This window comes from Streptosporangium sp. NPDC048886 (assembly GCF_055586905.1).
In genome coordinates, this window is record NZ_JBVJHH010000026.1 from 70,589 (window position 1) to 87,614 (window position 17,026).

The 17,026-nt window shown below is 72.3% G+C and carries 14 protein-coding genes and 1 pseudogene; 6 read left to right on the forward strand and 9 right to left on the reverse strand.

Annotation, left to right across the window (positions count from 1 at the left end):
• Positions 1 to 34 precede the first annotated feature (34 nt).
• The gene (locus ACZ6R6_RS29540) at positions 35 to 931 is read right to left on the reverse strand and encodes a MurR/RpiR family transcriptional regulator (RefSeq protein WP_470098741.1); all 897 of its coding nucleotides are present in this window, start codon (positions 929 to 931) and stop codon (positions 35 to 37) included.
• A 610-nt stretch (positions 932 to 1,541) separates the two neighbouring features.
• Between ACZ6R6_RS29540 and ACZ6R6_RS29545 the strand changes: the two genes are divergently transcribed.
• Positions 1,542 to 2,378 (forward strand): dioxygenase family protein, encoded by an 837-nt coding sequence (locus tag ACZ6R6_RS29545; RefSeq protein WP_470098743.1) that lies wholly within the window; start codon positions 1,542 to 1,544, stop codon positions 2,376 to 2,378.
• Between the two features lie 297 nt (positions 2,379 to 2,675).
• Here ACZ6R6_RS29545 and ACZ6R6_RS29550 read toward each other — a convergent pair whose 3' ends face one another.
• Entirely contained in the window at positions 2,676 to 3,950 is a 1,275-nt protein-coding gene (locus tag ACZ6R6_RS29550; protein WP_470098745.1) for an MFS transporter, read from the reverse strand.
• Positions 3,951 to 4,144: 194 nt separating this feature from the next.
• On the reverse strand, positions 4,145 to 4,993 hold the full coding sequence (locus tag ACZ6R6_RS29555; RefSeq protein WP_470098747.1) for an alpha/beta fold hydrolase: 849 nt from the start codon (positions 4,991 to 4,993) through the stop codon (positions 4,145 to 4,147).
• A 121-nt stretch (positions 4,994 to 5,114) separates the two neighbouring features.
• Here ACZ6R6_RS29555 and ACZ6R6_RS29560 point away from each other — a divergent pair, with 121 nt between their 5' ends.
• Positions 5,115 to 5,588 carry a MarR family transcriptional regulator gene (locus ACZ6R6_RS29560; RefSeq protein ID WP_470098749.1) on the forward strand — a complete coding sequence of 158 codons (474 nt, stop codon included), beginning with the start codon at positions 5,115 to 5,117 and terminating at the stop codon, positions 5,586 to 5,588.
• 171 nt (positions 5,589 to 5,759) lie between these two features.
• Here the strand turns inward: ACZ6R6_RS29560 and ACZ6R6_RS29565 are convergent.
• A pseudogene (locus tag ACZ6R6_RS29565) lies at positions 5,760 to 6,383 on the reverse strand (MBL fold metallo-hydrolase); the annotation flags it as partial.
• A gap of 97 nt (positions 6,384 to 6,480) precedes the next feature.
• Here ACZ6R6_RS29565 and ACZ6R6_RS29570 point away from each other — a divergent pair.
• The gene (locus ACZ6R6_RS29570; RefSeq protein WP_470098751.1) at positions 6,481 to 7,113 is read left to right on the forward strand and encodes a TetR/AcrR family transcriptional regulator; all 633 of its coding nucleotides are present in this window, start codon (positions 6,481 to 6,483) and stop codon (positions 7,111 to 7,113) included.
• Positions 7,114 to 7,372: 259 nt separating this feature from the next.
• On the opposite strand, the gene ACZ6R6_RS29575 is transcribed toward ACZ6R6_RS29570, so the two are convergent.
• Together ACZ6R6_RS29575 and ACZ6R6_RS29580 are read right to left on the reverse strand one after the other, a co-directional pair.
• Positions 7,373 to 8,329 (reverse strand): TIGR03885 family FMN-dependent LLM class oxidoreductase, encoded by a 957-nt coding sequence (locus ACZ6R6_RS29575; protein ID WP_470098753.1) that lies wholly within the window; start codon positions 8,327 to 8,329, stop codon positions 7,373 to 7,375.
• 249 nt (positions 8,330 to 8,578) lie between these two features.
• On the reverse strand, positions 8,579 to 9,652 hold the full coding sequence (locus ACZ6R6_RS29580; RefSeq protein WP_470098755.1) for a hypothetical protein: 1,074 nt from the start codon (positions 9,650 to 9,652) through the stop codon (positions 8,579 to 8,581).
• 248 nt (positions 9,653 to 9,900) lie between these two features.
• Between ACZ6R6_RS29580 and ACZ6R6_RS29585 the strand changes: the two genes are divergently transcribed.
• On the forward strand, positions 9,901 to 10,206 hold the full coding sequence (locus ACZ6R6_RS29585) for a helix-turn-helix domain-containing protein (RefSeq protein WP_470098757.1): 306 nt from the start codon (positions 9,901 to 9,903) through the stop codon (positions 10,204 to 10,206).
• Positions 10,167 to 10,451 carry a helix-turn-helix domain-containing protein gene (locus tag ACZ6R6_RS29590; protein WP_470098867.1) on the forward strand — a complete coding sequence of 95 codons (285 nt, stop codon included), beginning with the start codon at positions 10,167 to 10,169 and terminating at the stop codon, positions 10,449 to 10,451. Before ACZ6R6_RS29585 ends, ACZ6R6_RS29590 begins: the two co-directional genes overlap by 40 nt.
• Here the strand turns inward: ACZ6R6_RS29590 and ACZ6R6_RS29595 are convergent.
• The 3 genes from ACZ6R6_RS29595 to ACZ6R6_RS29605 form a co-directional block, all read right to left on the reverse strand.
• Positions 10,436 to 10,813, reverse strand: a complete 378-nt coding sequence (locus ACZ6R6_RS29595) for an STAS domain-containing protein (protein WP_470098758.1) — start codon at positions 10,811 to 10,813, stop codon at positions 10,436 to 10,438. The two genes, ACZ6R6_RS29590 and ACZ6R6_RS29595, sit on opposite strands and share 16 nt — an antisense overlap.
• A 136-nt stretch (positions 10,814 to 10,949) precedes the next feature.
• Entirely contained in the window at positions 10,950 to 12,731 is a 1,782-nt protein-coding gene (locus ACZ6R6_RS29600; RefSeq protein WP_470098760.1) for an APC family permease, read from the reverse strand.
• Positions 12,732 to 13,195: 464 nt separating this feature from the next.
• Positions 13,196 to 16,111: a glycosyl hydrolase gene (locus ACZ6R6_RS29605; protein WP_470098762.1), complete on the reverse strand. Its 2,916-nt coding sequence runs from the start codon at positions 16,109 to 16,111 to the stop codon at positions 13,196 to 13,198.
• A gap of 449 nt (positions 16,112 to 16,560) precedes the next feature.
• Between ACZ6R6_RS29605 and ACZ6R6_RS29610 the strand changes: the two genes are divergently transcribed.
• The gene (locus tag ACZ6R6_RS29610) at positions 16,561 to 16,926 is read left to right on the forward strand and encodes a hypothetical protein (RefSeq protein ID WP_470098764.1); all 366 of its coding nucleotides are present in this window, start codon (positions 16,561 to 16,563) and stop codon (positions 16,924 to 16,926) included.
• Positions 16,927 to 17,026 lie beyond the last annotated feature (100 nt).

A 17,026-nucleotide genomic window follows, 5' to 3' on the forward strand; every position in this document is an offset into this window, starting at 1 on the left:
TCGCCCGTGACGTCACCCGGCCGGCGGCGGCGTTTCACTCGACGGTGACGTCACCCACGATCTCCTCGCACTGCCGCAGCCGCTCCTCCCCCTCCTTCCCGAGCCGGGCCATCACTCCGGCGACCACCGTCTCCACCAGCGCGAGCGCCGGGACGAGGCTGTCGAACGGGCTCGGCGCCTCGACCCGGACCGGGATCACGAGGTCGGCGGCCTCCGCGGCGGGAGACAGCCACGGGTCGGTGAAGAGCACGACCTTGGCCCCCCGGTCGTGCACGCGGCGGGCGAACTCGACGACGTCGCGCTGGTAGCGCCGGTAGTCGAACACCACGACGACGTCACGCCGTCCGACGTCCACGGAGAACGCGGCCAGGCTCTCGGGCCGCGGGTCGAGCACGCGGGTGCCGGGCCGCAGCAGCCGCAGGTGCAGGTCGAGATACTCGGCGAGGATGTGCGAGAACCGGCCGCCGATCAGCGCGATCCGGCGGGCCGGGTCGGCCAGCAGATCGAGCACGGCCTCCAGCTCGGGGTCCGACAGCGCCGCGAACGACTCGTCCAGCCGCTGCCGGAAGATCGCTCCGGCTGACACCCGCAGGGAGTCCGGGGCCACCCCGTCGCCGAGCTGCTGGGCGAGCGTGAGCGGCGAGGCCCGCCGCGCCTCGATCTCGTCCCGGAGGGTCTGCTGGAACGCCCGGTATCCGGCGAAACCGAGCCGGGCGACGAAGCGGACCACGGTCGGCGCGCTCACCCCCGCCCGCTCGGCCAGCCGCGCCGCGGTCTCCAGCCCGGCCGTGGGGTAGCTCGCCAGCAGGGTCCGGGCGACCAGCCGCTCCCCCGCCGAGGCGCCCTCCAGGCTGCGCCGGACCCGCTCGGCGACGGACACGAAGATCTCCGACCCGTCCCCGGGCGCGCCGCCCGGCTCCGCGCCGGTCACGCCGCCCCGGTCCGTGCCGCCCGGCCCCTTCCCCGGCGTGCCGCCTCCGCCCGGCCCTCTCCCGGACGCCGCCCCTCGCGCCGTCCTCCCGCTCTCACCGGTCATCGGAACACCTCTCGGCCGTTTCGCGTCGTCCAGTCCCTCATTCTGGCCGGTCAGCGGAGGCGGGGAGGCACGCCGATCACAAGCGGGCGCGACCGGACGCGCTGCCGGTCGAGCACCCGCCCGGCATGCCGGCCGGACGGAACAGCGGGCGGCGGACGTGCCCGGCATGCCGGCCGGACGGACACTGGGCGGCGGACGTGCCCGGCGTCGCCACCGGCCATCACACCCGCTGCATGGACATCCGGTATGAAGCACCGGAGGGCCGTTCCAGGGGCCGCTATCTGCGGCGTTTCCGGTAAAAGGCCCATACGGCGAAGTTATAGAAACTTGTAGGGTGTTCCGTTCTCTCGGCTGAATGTCAGCTTTGTTTAAGTCCAGGCTGCCAGGTTCCGGCCAGTTCCCCGCGGCGGTGTCGCACGGCGCCGGTTCGACCGGCTCCGCCCGTGCCGCGCGCGCTCGACAGGTTGCATCCAGGCACATCCCCCCGGAGGCCAAGGAGGCCATTGTGGACGCCGAGAACACCCATGACGAGAGCACCGAAGGACAGCACTCCAGGGGCATCAGCCGGAAGACGCTGCTGAAGGCCGCCCTGATAGCCCCGGTCCCGCTGCTGATCGGCCAGGCCCCCGCGCTGGCCCGCAACGCGCTGGGGACGGGCGAGCTGCTTGAGCCCACGCCGTTCTGCGACGACGGCGACGCCCCGACGATCGCGCAGACCGAGGGCCCCTACTTCAAGCCCAACTCGCCCCTGCGCAGCACGCTGACCGGCGCCGGCGTCCCGCTGACCGTCAGCGGCTACGTGTTCGGCCGTTCGTGCCAGCCGATCGCCAACGCGCTCCTGGACTTCTGGCAGGCGGACAACAACGGCGCCTACGACAACGTCGGATACACCTTCCGCGGGCACCAGTTCAGCGACGCCCAGGGCGCGTTCAAGCTGACCACGATCGTGCCGGGCCTGTATCCGGGCCGCACCCGGCACATCCACGTCAAGGTCCAGGCCCCCAACCGGCCGGTCCTCACCACCCAGCTCTACTTCCCGAACGAACCGCGCAACAACACCGACACGATCTTCAACCCGTCGCTGCTCATGAACGTGCGCACCGTCGGCTCCGGGAAGGAGGCGAGCTTCGACTTCGTGCTCAACATCGTCGGCACGCCGTCACCCACCCCGACGCCGACCCCCACCACGCCGCCGCCCGGGGGCACCTGGAAGGCGGGCACGAGCTACCGGGCCGGCGACCAGGTCACCTACGACAACGCCACCTACCGGTGCCTGCAGGCGCACACGGCCTACGCCGGCTGGGAGCCGCCGAACGTCCCGGCCCTGTGGCAGCGCGTCTGACGGACCGGCCCGCGCGGAGCGGCCCGTCCTGACCTGATCTCCCGCCCCGGACCCCCGCCGGCGGGTGGAGACCCGGACGCCTTCATCCCCCCGGTGGAGGCGTGAGCCTCCGCCTTCCGCTGGAGGCCGGAGTCCGCACCCGCCTGTGTCGGGTGGGGGCTTCCCACCTGCCCGGTGGAGGCCAGGGGCGGGACGCGCCGGTCCGGCGGCCTGGGGGCCGGGCGGGTAGGTGAGCTGCCCGGCGGCCGCCGACCGGCGCACCCGCCCGGCGTCCTCGGCGCGGCCGGGCGGCGCGCCTCACCCGCCGACCGGCTCGCCGGCCTCGCGGGAGGCCGCCGCGCGCCGGGCGCCCGCGCCGTACAGGAGAGTGACGGCGACGATGACGAGCGGGAACGCGGCGGCGACGAGGATGCCGGCCCGCAGCCCGGACCCGCCGTCGTCGGGCAGTACGGCGGGCAGGCCGCCGAGCAGTCCCCCGGCCGCGGTGGAGGCGTCCGCGACGGCTCCCGCGACCCAGGGGCCGACCGCGCCGCCGGCGTCGCCGAAGACGGCCAGCACCCCGAACATGGCCGCGCCGCCGAAGGGGAACCGGGCGGCGGCGCGGCTGAAGGTGCCGGGCCACAGGAGGCTGACGGCCAGCCCGCACACCGCGCAGCCGACGAGACTGACCACCGGGTCGGCCGACAGGCAGGTGACGAGATAGCACACCGTGGCCAGCGCGCCGCAGGCCGCCATGGCGGGCACCAGCGGGACCCGCTCCCCCCACAGGCCGTAGACGATGCGGCCGACGCCCATCAGGACCGCGAACAGACACGGGCCCGCCAGGTCGCCCCAGACCTTGGAGACGCCGAGCCCCTCCTCGGCGAAGAGGGACGACCACTGCGACATGGTCAGCTCGGCCGCCCCGGCGCAGAGCATCAGCACGACGGCGGCGGCGAAGGCGGGGGCGCCGAAGAGCTTCCGCAGGGAGGTGCGGTGCTCGTCGGGCACAGTGGCGGGCAGCGGCACCTTCAGGAAGGCCACCAGGTTGACCAGGGGGACGATCGCCCAGGCCAGCGGGAGGACCTGCCAGGCGTCCTGGCCGATCCACGCCAGCAGCAACGTGGTGCCCGCCACCACGGCGACCTGGCCCCAGCAGTAGAAGGAGTGCAGCAGGCTCATCGCCGCGGCCTTGCCCTCCTGCGGGCTGGGCAGTGCGTCGACGACGGGGCTGACGAGCACCTCCAGCAGGCCCCCGCCGACGGCATAGACGATGATCGCGGCACACAGCCCCAGGTAGGGCGAGGGTGAGAGGGCCGGGGCCACCGCGAGCAGCACCAGTCCCAGCACCGACAGGACGTGGGCCAGCACCAGCGGGACGCGGTAGCCGATTCGGTCCACGAACTTCACCGCCACGATGTCGGTGATCAGCTGGGTGGCGAAGTTCAGCAGCACCAGCCGTCCGAGCATCTCCATCGGGAGCCGGTAGCGGTCCTGAAAGACGATGAACAGCAACGGGGCCAGGTTGTTCACGATGGCCTGGGTGACGTATCCGGTGTAGCAGGCGCGGCGGGTGTGGTCGAAGGTCGTCATCGGGGGAGGCGCATCTCTTCCTGGGGGGCACCGGCCGACGCGCGCCGGCGGGACAGCGGCCGTCTGTCATGGCGTACGGCAGGCAAGGAGGATACGGTTCCCGCTCCCGCGGCGCGGCTCCGGCCCCGCCCGGGCCCGCCCCTCCCCTGTCGCTCCCCGCCTTTCCCCCCGGCCGCGCGGCCGTACCGCCCGCGTCAGGCCGGCCCGTCGAGGACCTCGCACACCCGCGCCGCGAACGCCCTGGGGTGGGTCAGGTTGCCGTTGTGCCCACCGGGGAACTCCACCAGGTCGACACCGCCGAGCAGCTCCGCCAGCACCTGCGCGCACCGGTAGTCGAAGACGTCCCGCGGGGTCGTGCGGCCGGCCGCGGGCACGACCCGGGTCGGCCCGCCCTTCAGCGCGGCGACGTCGGCGCCCGTCAGCGTGTCGCGGCGGATCGCGGTGAAGTCGTGCTCGAGGAAGAACTCGAAGTTGGGGCCCCGGTCGGCGCCGATCGGGCGCGGCCGGAGACCGGGCTCCACCTCCTGGGAGGCGGGGTCGATGCCGAGGACCGCCGCGACCTTCCTGACGGCCACGGCCCAGCCTTCGCGACGGTAGGTCTCCTGGATGTCGCCCAGCTTGCGGTCCGTGGAGTCCCGCTCGGGGCCGGGCAGCAGCCGCGGCGCGACGGGCTCGTGCGCGATGAGCGTGCTCACCTGTCCGGGATGGTCGACGGCCAGGTGGAGCCCGATGAGAGCGCCGAAGCTGCAGCCGAGCATGAGCGCCGGCCCGTCGGTCAGCGCGGCCAGCAGATGGTGGACGTCGGCGGCGTGGGCGGCGATGGTCAGGGGCTGCGCCGGGTCGCCGACCGTGCTGCGCGACAGGCCCCGGCGGTCGTAGGTGACCACCGTGTAGCGGGCGGCGAGCCGATCGACCAGGTCGGCGCTGCGCCCGGCGTCGCCTTCCCCGCTCTCCGAGATGAGCAGCAGGGGGCCGGTGCCGCGGACCTCGTAGTAGATGTCGGCTCCCGGCACGGGCAGCAGGTCCGTCTTCGTCGCGCTCATGTGAGTCCTTCCAGGGGGTCGTGTCCGGCTCCGTTCACCGATGACCCTAAAGCATCAGATTCGATACATCAAGTCTGATGCATTGCTTCAGATGCATCAGACTTGATGTACCTTCGTGGACATGAACGGAGTAGAGCTGTTCCTCCTGGGGCGGACCCTGATGAAGATCGGCGAGGAGGCCCTCCCGACCGAGGGCCTCGGCCCGCACTCCACCAGCCACCGGTCGGTCCTCATCGTGGCGAGCGACGTCCGCGAGCATCCGGGCAGTTCCGTCGGCGAGATCGCCGCGCGGACGGGCTTCCCGCAGAGCCAGGTGTCGGCGTGCGTCGCCCGGCTCCGCGAGGCGGGCTCCATCGTGACGGAGGCCGACCCCAAGGACCGCCGCCGGCTCCTCGTCCGGCAGGCCCCCGAAATCTCCGACCGCGTGGCGGCCGTCCGCTCAGCCCCCATCGACACCGCGCTCGCCGCGGCGCTCGGCACCGACGACCCCCAGGAGATCGGCGAGGTCGCCGCCGCGCTGGAAGCGCTCGCGCGGCGGCTGACCCCGCAGGCGCTGACCCGCATGCACCCGGGCCGTCCCGGCCGGACGGGCTGAGAGCGACGTGTGGCGCTGGAACTCCCACGGGTCATGGGCGCTGAAGACGCTCACCTCGTCGCCGTGCAGGCGGACCAGTTCGCGCAGGCGGGCGTGGTTGCCCAGCCGTAGCGGCCGGTCCACCTCGGTGATCTGCTGCAGGATGTCCATGCCCGGGTGACCCCGCGGGCCGTCGGGGTCGATCTCACCGTGGAAGTAATAGGCGTCGCCGCAGTGCAGCAGCCAGCGGTCGCCGGCGGCCACGGCTATCGCGCTGTGGCCGAGGGTGTGGCCGCCGAGCGGGACGAGCAGGATCTCCGCGTCCAGGCCCTTGAGCGGGCGGACCGCGTCGAAGCCGAACCACGGGTCGCCCTGGTGGCCGGGGTAGGTCACCCAGTGCGGCCGGTGCGCCCAGTGGGCGGGCCGGTAGCGGACGCGGTCCTCCGGATGGTGGCCGGGAGCGGCCATCGCGGCACGGTGCTCGGCCTCGCGCAGGTGGACCTGGGCCCAGGGGAAGTCGGGCAGACCGCCGGCGTGGTCGAGATCGAGATGGCTCAGCACGATGTGCCGTACGTCCTCCGGCTGGAAGCCGAGCTCGGTCACCTGGTGCAGCGCGGTCTCCCGCGTGTCGAGGACCGGCTGGGCCCGGTCGAGGAACTCCCGGCTGAGGGTCTCCTCCGGCCGCGCGACGTCGGACGTGCCCAGCCCGGTCTCGACCAGGACGAGACCGTCATGGTCGGTCTCAACGAGCAGGCAGTGACAGAGGGCACGGGCGGGGGCCAGCGGGCCGTCTCCGACGGGGTCGATCTGGCGCATCGACCCGCAGTTGAGGTGGTGGATCCGCACGACGGCTCCTTTAGATAACGAACGTTCGGATGTTTTTAGCGAACGATCGGTAGATTAAGCTGACGTCATGAGCCCGCGCAAGTCCGCCGCCGAGGCGGCCGGCACCCGGACCAGGATCATCGAGTGCGCTCTCGCACTGGCCTCGACCGACGGCCTCGAGGGCCTCACGATCGGCCGCCTGGCGATCGATCTGGGGATGAGCAAGGCCGGAGTGATCGGCCACTTCGGCACGAAGGAGGCACTGCAGCTGGCCACGCTCGACGCCGCGGTCCAGGCGTTCCGGCTGCGCGTGCCGGCCAGGGTCGCGGGCGCCAGGCCCGGAGTCGAACGGCTGGCGCGTGTGTTCGCGGAGTGGGTCGACTACATGCAGGACGGCGAGGCTCCCGGGGGGTGTTTCCTGACCTCGGTCGCCACCGAGTTCGACGGGCGGCCGGGCCCGGTCCGCGACGCCGTGCTCGCGGCCCTGTCCGCCTGGTCGGCCTATGTCACGGGCGAGATCCGCGCCGCCGTCGAGGCCGGGGAGCTGCCCGGGGAGACCGACGTCGACCAGCTCGCCTTCGAGCTGAACGGCGTCGCCCTGGCCGCCGACCAGGCCATCCAGCTCCACCGCGATCCGGCGGCCCCCTCCCGCGCCCAGCGGGCCGTCAGCCGCCTGCTCGCCCCCGGCGGCCCCTCCGGCCCCGGTCGCTCCGGTCCCTGAGCGGGCCTGCCGGAACGGGGAACGGGGCCCACCGGTACGGCGGTGCGGAACCTACTTGCGCTCCAGGGCCGGCATGACCGCCCCGGGCCCGGAGCACCGGCGGGGGATGAGCAGGCCGAGGACGGACCAGACGATCTTGCCGTCCCCGGAGTGTCCGCGGAGGGGCAGGGTCCGGCCGAGATCGGGCCTGACCAGGCCGGAGACCCCGGGAGGCGGCCGGGAGCCGGCCGCCTCCCGGGGCGCGCCGGGCGGAGAGGCGTCAGCGGAGCTGCGGCAGGACCTTGGCGCCGAAGGCGTCGATGTAGGCGCTCTGGTCCTGGCCGACGTGGTGCAGGTAGATCTCGTCGAAGCCCAGCTCCGCGTACTCGTTGATCCAGGCGGCGTGCCGCCCCAGGTCGGCCGAGACGTTGACCGCACCGGTCACCCGCGACGGGGGCACATCCGCGGAGATCACGTCGAAGAGCTCGGCGGTGTCGAGGTCCCAGCTCACCGGCGGCCCGAAGACGTTGCTCCGCCACTGGTCATGGGCGATCGCCAGGGCCTCCTCCTCGCTCTCGGCCCAGCTCAGGTGGACCTGGAGAGCCGCCTTCCCCCGGCCGCCCGCCTCCCGGTAGGCCGCCATGACCTCGCGCAGCGTCTCGACCGGGCGGTTGACCGTGATCAGGCCGTCGGCCCACTCCGCGCACCAGCGTGCGGTCTCGGCGCTCACCGCGGCCCCGACCAGCTTGGGTGGGACCTCCGGCCGGGTCCACAGGCGGGCGCGGTCCACGGTCACCAGGCCGTCATGGCTGACCTCCTCCCCCGCCAGCAGTGCCCGGATGACGTCGACGCACTCCCGCAGGCGGGCCGTACGGACGTCCTTGCGCGGCCAGCGGTCACCGGTGATGTGCTCGTTGCTCGCCTCCCCGGTGCCCAGCGCGGCCCAGAACCGGCCGGGGAACATCGCCCCCAGGGTGCCGATCGCCTGGGCGATGATCGCGGGGTGGTAGCGCTGGCCGGGCGCGTTGACGATGCCGAACGGCAGCTCCGTGGCCTGGAGGGCGGCGCCCAGCCAGGACCAGGCGAAACCGGAGTGCCCCTGCCTCGCGCTCCACGGCGAGAAGTGGTCCGACGACATCGCCGCCGCGAAGCCCGCCTGCTCCGCCCGCGCCACCGCCTTCAGCAGCTCGGCCGGATGGATCTGCTCATGTGATGAGTGAAAGCCATAGGTCGCCATGGCCTTCCGCTACCCGGGAGAGACCCGTCCACGCGGGACGGGAGGCCGGCATGGACGCCACGCCGGACGGACGGCACGCCCGGCGGACGGCACGCCCGACGGACGGCACGCCCGGCGGACGGCACGCCCGACGGACGGCACGCCCGGCGGACGGCGCGCCGGACGGATACGCCGCCGGTCCCGCAGGGCGTGCCGTACGGGACCGGCGGGACGCCCCCGCCGGCATCGCGGGCGGGGGCGCGGACGGCCTCAGAAGGCCGAGGTGTAGGTGGTCAGGGAGGGCCGGTCCACCCGGGTGGTGGCGTTGTAGCAGACGACGTTGCGGACGATCGCGGTGCTCGACGAGGTGTTCCAGATGCTCACCAGGTTGCAGAACTCGGGACCGGGCCCGTAGGCGGTGACCTGGACGTGGTCGGGCAGGACGCCGACCCTCGGGAAGGTCACCAGGCGCTGGCCCGTCCCGGCGGTCTGCACCGTGTTGATCCCGCCCTGGGAGTTGTAGTTGACCGCCGCGGGCGCCGGCGCGTACGGCCCGGGGTTGGCCGGGGCGTTGTCGAAGGTGTAGGCGAAGTTCTTCGGCGGGATCGCCGCCCCGGTGATCGCCCGCTCACGCTGGTAGGTCAGCGTCCAGCCGGTGTTGAGCGGGACGTTCGTCGCGTTGTGGCAGCGGACCTGGACCGTCTGCGCGCCGGGGGCCGAGGCCCAGCCGCCGACCTTGCAGCGGGCGGGCTGGACCGGGTCGACGGCGGTCACCTGGACGTTCCCGGCCAGGGTCGCCGAGCCCAGGCCCGGCAGGGTGACCGTCCAGACCCCCGCGCCCCCGGCGACCGTGTTCAGGGCCGCCGCCGAGTTGAACTCGGCGACGACGGAGGCGCCGTCGTAGTGCACGTAGCCGAACGCCTGCGGCGCGGGCAGGACGCCCGTGCTCTGCTCGAAGGCGATGGTGAACGGGGTGAACACCGGCGCCCCGCCGTAGCGGTAGCACTGCACCACCGCGACCAGGTCGGGTCCGGCGGGGGTGGGGCTGGGCCCCCACTTCTGCACCTGGCACCAGTAGGCGGTCTGGGAGATCGCCGTGACGTGCACGACTCCCTTGGCGATGCCGATCTGCGGGAACTTCACGTAGGTCTGCCCCACCACTCCGGGCGAGACCGAGACGTTGAACCCGGCGCCCCAGCTCCCCGCCTGGTGAGCGAGGTCGGGGATGCCCGAGTTGATGTTGACGTGGGCGAACCCCCACCGGTTGGGGACGGCGGCCTCGGCGCTCGTGGCCACGGCGGTGAGGCCGGCCGCGAGCATGGCCGTCACACAGAGGATTCTCATGATCGCTTTTCGTAACCGGTGCATGTCGGCCTCGTTCCGGCTCAGGGGGCATGGACGGCCGGACACGCCCGCGACGCCGTACGGCATGCGGGTCGCTGTGCTGGGATGCCCGGCTGGCAACTGGCTCTGAGCTCTTGATAGCTCGGCCGACCCCCCTTGAGAAGACCCAACCTTTCTTGCCGTTCTGACCCGTCAGAACCTGATGGAGTCAATGGTCGGCCGCTACTGGTGACATGTCCCTATAAATCATGCGAAGGCCATTGGAGCCCGCCGCACGGGAGGGCAGACGGCCGGGAGCACTGCCCGCGCCGGACGAGCCGTGCCTGAAGCTGTGGCAGGCCGCGGCCACGCTGCGCGAGCACCGGGGCGACGGGCACGTGGCCGTCCTCGTGGCCCACGGCGTGTCCCCGGTCCAGGCCCACCTGCTCAAGGCCCGGCGGACGAGACCGGCATCGACGTCCTGCGCGCGGGGCGGCACCGGGCGGCGGACGACTGGGCGGCCGGCGCCGCCGTTCTGCGCGAGCGAGGGTGGCTGGACGGCTCGGACCGCCTGACGGCGCCGGGCGCGCGGGAGCGGGACCGGATCGAGCGGCTGACCGACGAGGCCGCGGCCGGTCCCTGGCGGGCCCTCGGCGAGGAGCGCGCCGCCGCCCTCTCCCGGCTGCTGCACCCACTGGCCACCGCCGTGGTCGGGTCGGGCACGCTCCCGGCGCCGAACCCGATGGGCCTGTCCTGGCCGCCCGTCCTCCCGGTCCTCCCGGGCGGGGAGGGCGCCCCCCGGGCTCATCCGGAAGCCTGAGGTCCTCCGTCGGAGGCGTGCTCCAGGGAGCCGACCACGTCGGCGTCGATGGAGAAGAAACTGTAGAGGTCGGTCATGCGCAGCAGCCGCTCGAAGTGGCCCCGCACGCCCGCCAGCCGCAGCCACCCGCCCGCGTCGAAGGTCAGGGTCATCCCACTGAGAAACGTCCGCAGGCCATTGGAGTCGCAGAAGGTGATCTCCGCCACGTCGAGAACGATCCTGACGTGTCCGCCGGACACCAGGCCGCGGACGGCCTCCCGCAGCAACGGGCTGGTGTTGCGGTCGATGTCACCTTCGACGGTGAGCACGGCGCAGCCCGTCTCCTCGTGATGGGTGACGTGGATGACCAGGTCTCTACTCATCGCGCTGTCTCTCCCATGCACCGACGATGCGGCCCGCGCCGGCTGCTGTCCAGACTGATCAAGGTATACCCGTCCCACCCGGCGGGTTGGGCGACAGTCAGGAGACATGTGCGTAACGGCGCAGGCCGCCGCCGGGTCAGCCGACGTGGACCATGGGGCGCCGCTCGGCGACGGGCTCGGCCTGGCGGATGACCTCGCGGGTGAGCGGGGGGACGTCCCCGCCGCCGAAGACGAGATACCGCAGGAGCGCGCCGACGGGGTTGCCCTCGGCCCAGTGGAAGTAGACGTTGGGCTGCTTGCCGGTCTCGTCTCGCAGGTGGAGCAGGATGGCCGCGATCGCGTTGGGGATGGTGGCGCTCTCCACCCGCAGGACGCGGAAGCCGTAGCGCTCCTCGCCGATCACCCGCAGCTCGGAGGTGAACTCCGAGGCGTCGGGGACCGTCACCTCCAGGAAGATCAGCCCTTCGGCGCGCCGGAGCCGGTGGCGCTCCCACGCCTCACGGGCCTTGTCGACGTACTCCTTGCAGTCGCGGGCGTTCGGCTCGTTGGCGATCAGATGGATCTCGGCGGCCTCGTTGATGTACCGGCGGGCCTCGTCGTTCAAGGTGATCTTCGTGACCCGCAGCTCGGTCGACCGGGTGGCCCGGGAGATCAACGAGGTGACGACGATCGCCAGGACGAAGAGCAGCGCGATCACCAGGCCGTCGGGGCGCTCGATGATGTTGGCCACCGTCGCGTAGGCGAAGATCAGCGTGACGGTCCCGAACGGGATCGCGACCTTCGGCCGGCCCTTCTTCCACGCCGACAGCGTCACCGCGACCGCGGCCGACAGGATGAGCGCCAGCACGCCGGTGGCGTAGGCGCCGCCCTGGGACTCCACGTCCGCGCCGAAGGCGAAGGTGATCGCGAAGGACACGAGCGTGAAGACCAGCACCATCGGCCTGGCCGCGCGTGACCAGTCGGGCGCCATGCCGTAGCGCGGCAGGTAGCGCGGCACGATGTTGAGCAGACCCGCCAGCGCGGAGGCCCCGGCGAACCACAGGATCGCGATCGTGCTGACGTCGTAGGCGGTGCCGAACCAGTCGCCGAGGTAGCCGTGGGCCAGGTAGGCCAGGGCGCGCCCGTTGGCCTTGCCCCCCTCGGCGAACTGCTCGGCCGGGATCAGCAGGGTGGTGGCGAAGCTGGAGGTGATCAGGAAGACGCTCATGATGAGCGCGGCCGTGGTCAGCAGCTTCCTGGCGCCCTTGATCCGCTCCGTCAGGTCGCCCTTGACCAGGGGCATCACCGCCACGCCGGTCTCGAAGCCGGACAGGCCCAGGGCGAGCTTGGGCATCACGTACAGGGAGACGGCGATCATCGCGATCGGGCTGGAGTGCTCGGCGGTCAGCGCCGTCCGCCAGTCGGTGATCAGGCTGGGATCGGCGACGACGTGCTGTACGGCCACGGCCAGCACGACCACGTTGAGGATCAGGTAGACGGCGACCAGGACGACGGCGATGGAGATCGCCTCGCTGAAGCCCATGAGGAACACCGTGCCGAGCGCCGCGATCAGCACCAGCGTGACCGGTACCTGCCAGCTCTGCCAGGTCTCGGGGACGAACGGGTTGTGCAGGATGTGCGCGGTGGCGTCGGCCGCCGACAGGGTGATCGTCACGATGAACGCGGTGGCCACGAAGCCGAGCAGGAACAGCACGAGCAGCTTGCCACGCCAGCCGGGCAGGAGGCTCTCCAGCATCGACAGCGAGCCCAGGCCGTTGGGACTCTCCTTGGCGACGGCGCGGTAGGTCGGCAGCGCGCCGAACAGCGTCAGGGCGACCAGCAGCAGGGTGGCGACGGGGCTGAGGGTCCCGGCGGCCAGGGCGGCGATGCCGGGCTGGTAGCCGAGGGTGGAGAAGTAGTCGACGCCGGTCAGGCACATGACCTGCCACCAGGCGTGCTGCTTGTGCGGGGTCTCTTCGTGGTGGGGCCCGGGGGTCTTCAGGTCAGGCCGGTGCAGACCATCAAGTAACCATTTTCGGATCCCAGAGCTGGTACCCGGCGGGGTCGACATGGTCAACCCGGTCACCCCCTGCACTCAAAGTCATACATAAGAGAGGAACACTACCCATGCTGGGTGGTCGCCCTCCGGTCAGCCGTCCCTTCTTCCGGACCCCTTCCCCCGCTCCGGGAAACGAACGTCCGCACGCCGGCGAGAGAGCGCGCCGGTGTGCGCGAGAGGCGGCCGGGATCCCCGATCCCGGCCACCCCGTGTGCCGGAGGGCCGGCCCGCCGCGGAAGGCGCGCTCCCGCGGCGGGACCGCGCCTTCCAGCAGACCGTGCCTTCCGGCGGACCGCGCCTTCCAGCGGACCGGCGCCCCGGGCGGACCGGCGTCTTCGCGGGGATCAGCCGAACGGCAGCCGCACCAGGGAACGGTCGCCGGTGCCGAGGGTGGTCGTGCCGCCGCCGATGGCGTTCCAGACCTCCACCCTCACCCGGCCGCCGGACAGGTCGCCGAGCGTTCCGGAGGAGGAGTGCAGGCCGGCGGCCTGGGTGTAGTGCTCCCAGCCGGTCACCGGGTCGGTGGCGAAGTAGCGGTAGGTCTCCACCCGGTCCCAGCTCCCGTCACCGGTCAGGTCATAGGAGACCCGGAGCTGGACGCCGTTGGCGACCGTGGTCCCCGCGTCCACGGAGAGGTCGAACGCGGTGGCCCCGCCGTTGTGGGCGGCGGTCAGGCCGGTGGCCGTGAAGACCTGCGCGTTCGCGGGCGTGCCGTCGTGGTTGCCGTTGGCCGCGGCCAGCGTGACGGTGCCCGCCGTACCCGGGGCGCCCGGCAGCCCCCCGCCCGCCTGCGGGTAGCGCGTCGCGGCGAAGGGGCCCACAGTGGGCGTGGGGGTGGGAGTGGGCGTCGGGGTGGGACCGGAGCCGCCGCCGGCGTTGCCGCCGCTCCAGGTGTGGGCGCCCGAGGTGACCGTCTTGCCGGCCGGGACGTTGAGCGCGGTGCCGTTGGAGAAGGTCACCGTGATCGCGGCGCCGGTGATGTTGGACGCCACGTAGGTGCGGGCGCCGTTCTTGCTGAACACCTTGGCCAGGGGATGGTCGGCGGTGACCGAGGTGTCCACCGTGCCCAGGGCGGCCAGGTTGCGGATCCAGTGGAAGGTGTGCGCCCTGCTCTCCCCCTCCTCGGAGGTGAGAGCGCTGTTGGCGCGGAAGTTCGCCAGGGCGGCGTCTCCGTTGCCGAGGGCGAGGAACTCCCAGAGGATGTCCCGCCACACCGTGGGCGGCCCGCCGTTGTTCCTCGTCAGCTCGTTGTAGTTGGTGGTCACGTAGCCGGGGTTGTCGCCCAGGTAGAAGTGGCCGCCCGTGACGGGCAGCATGTTGATGCCCTGGATCATCTCCGGCTCGGCGCTGAACCAGGTGGCGTAGGCGCCGCCGTCGCCCCAGACCATGCCGACCGTGCTGTGGCCGAAGGCCGCGGGGAAGTTCTGGTCGCGCACGTCGAACCAGTACTCCTGGATCGCCGCCGCCTGCGTGGTGTAGATGTAGACGCCGGCGTCGCGGACCGCCGTGTCGCCGGTGGCCTGGCCCCACTGGATCAGGGCGTTGGCGAAGTTCATGCCCTCGGACGAGGACTCCTGGTTGTTGCCCGCGCCGAAGGCCCCGTGGCCCGACGCCCAGTCGTGACCGGCGTAGATGTCGAAGTCGCGCAGGTAGGGGAAGCGCGTGTCGCCGCGGTCGTAGTTGTTGGCGTCGCGGATCAGCAGGTCGACCATGCCGCCGTAGCGGCCGGCCCGCGCCCAGTCCGGGTCGAACTTGGCCAGGGTCGCGGCGGCGGCGACGTAGTAGCCGTAGTGGAAGTGGTGGTCGTTGAGCTCCTGGTCGGAGCCGTAGGAGGCCGGGTAGCCGATCAGCGTCCCCCAGGTGGGGTTGAGGTAGAAGACCCGTGAGGTCTTGCCCGGCGAGGCGGTGAACCAGTCGTTGAGACGGGTGCGGATGGCGCCCAGGGCCGCGTCGCGGACCGAGGTCAGGTTGAGCTGGTCGGCGATCTCCGCGATGCGGGCGGCGCGGCCGAGTCCCTTGCCGGTCCAGTAGGTGTCGTCGCCCCGGTTGTCCATCGGGTTGCCCTGCTCGGCGTTGAGGAGGGCGGTGACCGTGGCGAGGTCGGCTCCGCCACTGTCGCCGACGGCGGGCACCTCGGGCAGCACGCCGGTGTACTTCATCGACGTCCTGAACTGCGTCCCGGTGACGATCTTCATCTGGCCGCGCGCGGAGATGTAGGTCTGCGGCAGCGGCGTGGAGCCGGTCAGGTGGTTCCACTGGTGCGGGTAGAGCGCGATGACGGTGCCGGTGGCGGTGCCCTGCCTGGCCGTGGTGGTGAAGGCGTACGTCGTGCTCAACGTGGCGCTGCCCGGGGTGTAGGAGTAGGAGACGCGGGTGCCGGTGACGTGCGCGTGCGCGTACTGACCGTAGGTGCTCGCCAGGGCGGCGCGGTCACCGCCGGCCGGGAGCACCGCCACCGAGAAGAAGCCCTTGCCCGCCAGGGAGGAGCTGATCGTCGTCCCGGCGACCGTCCAGGTGGCGCCGGTGGGGGCGTAGGCGACGTAGTCGTGGCCGTTGGCGGTGAAACCGACGGTGGCGCCGCTGTTGGACCACACCGCCGGGGCGCCCGAGGTGGTGATCCGCGCGTCGCCGCCGGTGACCTGGAAGTAGGCGAACGGCAGGCCGTGGCCGATGGTGGCCTTCATGGTCCGGCCGCCGCCGCTCCAGTACGGCGTGACGGTCCAGTCGCTCCAGCCGTCGACCTTGACGTCGGGCGAGTTCAGCCCGGCGACGCCGACCCGGATGTCCTGGACGTAGGGGTAGTGGAACTCTCCCACCCCGGTCGCCGTCCCGCTGATCGCCGGGGTGGTGGTGTAGGAGAAGCCGAGGCCGTCGCCGAAGGTGTCGTAGGAGATCGGGTGGGCGTGGAGCGGCTCGCCGTAGGCGCAGTCGGTCCGCTTGTAGAGGATCGACGACCACCAGTCGTTGGTCGGGACGGCCCCCGCGGGCGCGTTGGCGGTCACCCACTGGCGCGGGTTGGTGGAGACCGAGCCGCAGCCGGTCGGCAGCGAGCGGCCGGCGGGCAGGGTGTCGGCGTAGCCGCCGGCGCCGACCGGCGCCGCCTCCGCGGAACGGGTGAGGCCGAGGCCGAACATGCCGGCCACCATCACGGCGGCGACGCCGGCGACGAGGGCGCGCCCGCGGGTCCAGGGACGGCGGGCGGGCCGCCTTTCGCGGGGCTGCGGACTGTCCGGACCCGTGGTCCGGTTCGATGGACGCATGGGGGGTGCCTCCGGGAGAAGTGGGGGGTCCGAGGCGGGCTGATCGAGAGAGCGCTCTCTTGACCGCGAAAGTAACGGCCCGTTCCACCGGCGTCAATGTTTCGTCTTGGTAACGGAGAAGTAAAGGGAAGAAGTGCAGGCGGGAGAGGTCTCCTGCGAAACATGGGCTTATCGCGCCGGAGAAAAACGACGGAGGCCGCCGGAAGGCCGATCGACGGGCGAGCGCCAACCATGCCCCACATGTGAGAGCGCTCTCATCGCCAGGAGCCGCCCGCGGCCGGCCGCCGGGTGCGGCGACACCCTGGGCCGGGGGCGTCGCCCGGGGATGACCACAGCCACTCGGGTCGGCGCAACTCACCGCGCGGTGACAAAACCAAGGCTGGACACTCCGCGTAGCAGGTTATTTACTTTGCGTGACCACTCCAGCACCCCCTGTCCCGGGAGACACCATGCGAAGCAAGAGGCTCACGACCATCGCCCTGGCCGCCCTCGTCGGCTGCGCGGGCCTGACGGCGCTGTCCGTCACGCCCGCCGGAGCCTCCGCGCCGGCGGCGGCCCCGGCGGCGGCCGACTTCACGGGTTACCAGATCGTCAAGCTGCCCAACGCCAACGTCCCCAACTTCCAGCGCCGCACGGTCCGCTGCCCCAGCGGCAAGAAGGCCGTCGGCGGCGGCGCCGAGGCGCAGGGCAACGACGCGATCCTGGTCGGTTCCTTCCCCACCGATGACGGCACCGGCTGGATCGGCCTCGGCCGCCAGAACAACTACAGCGACGTCGGCATCAGCGTCTACGTGATCTGCGCCAACGTCAGCTAGCCCCGCCCGCCCCCCCAGCTCTGGCCAGACCCCCGCGGGGTCTGGCCAGAGCCTTTCTGCGGCGGGACTCCCCGCCTCTTCCCGCGCAGGGCCGCGATCA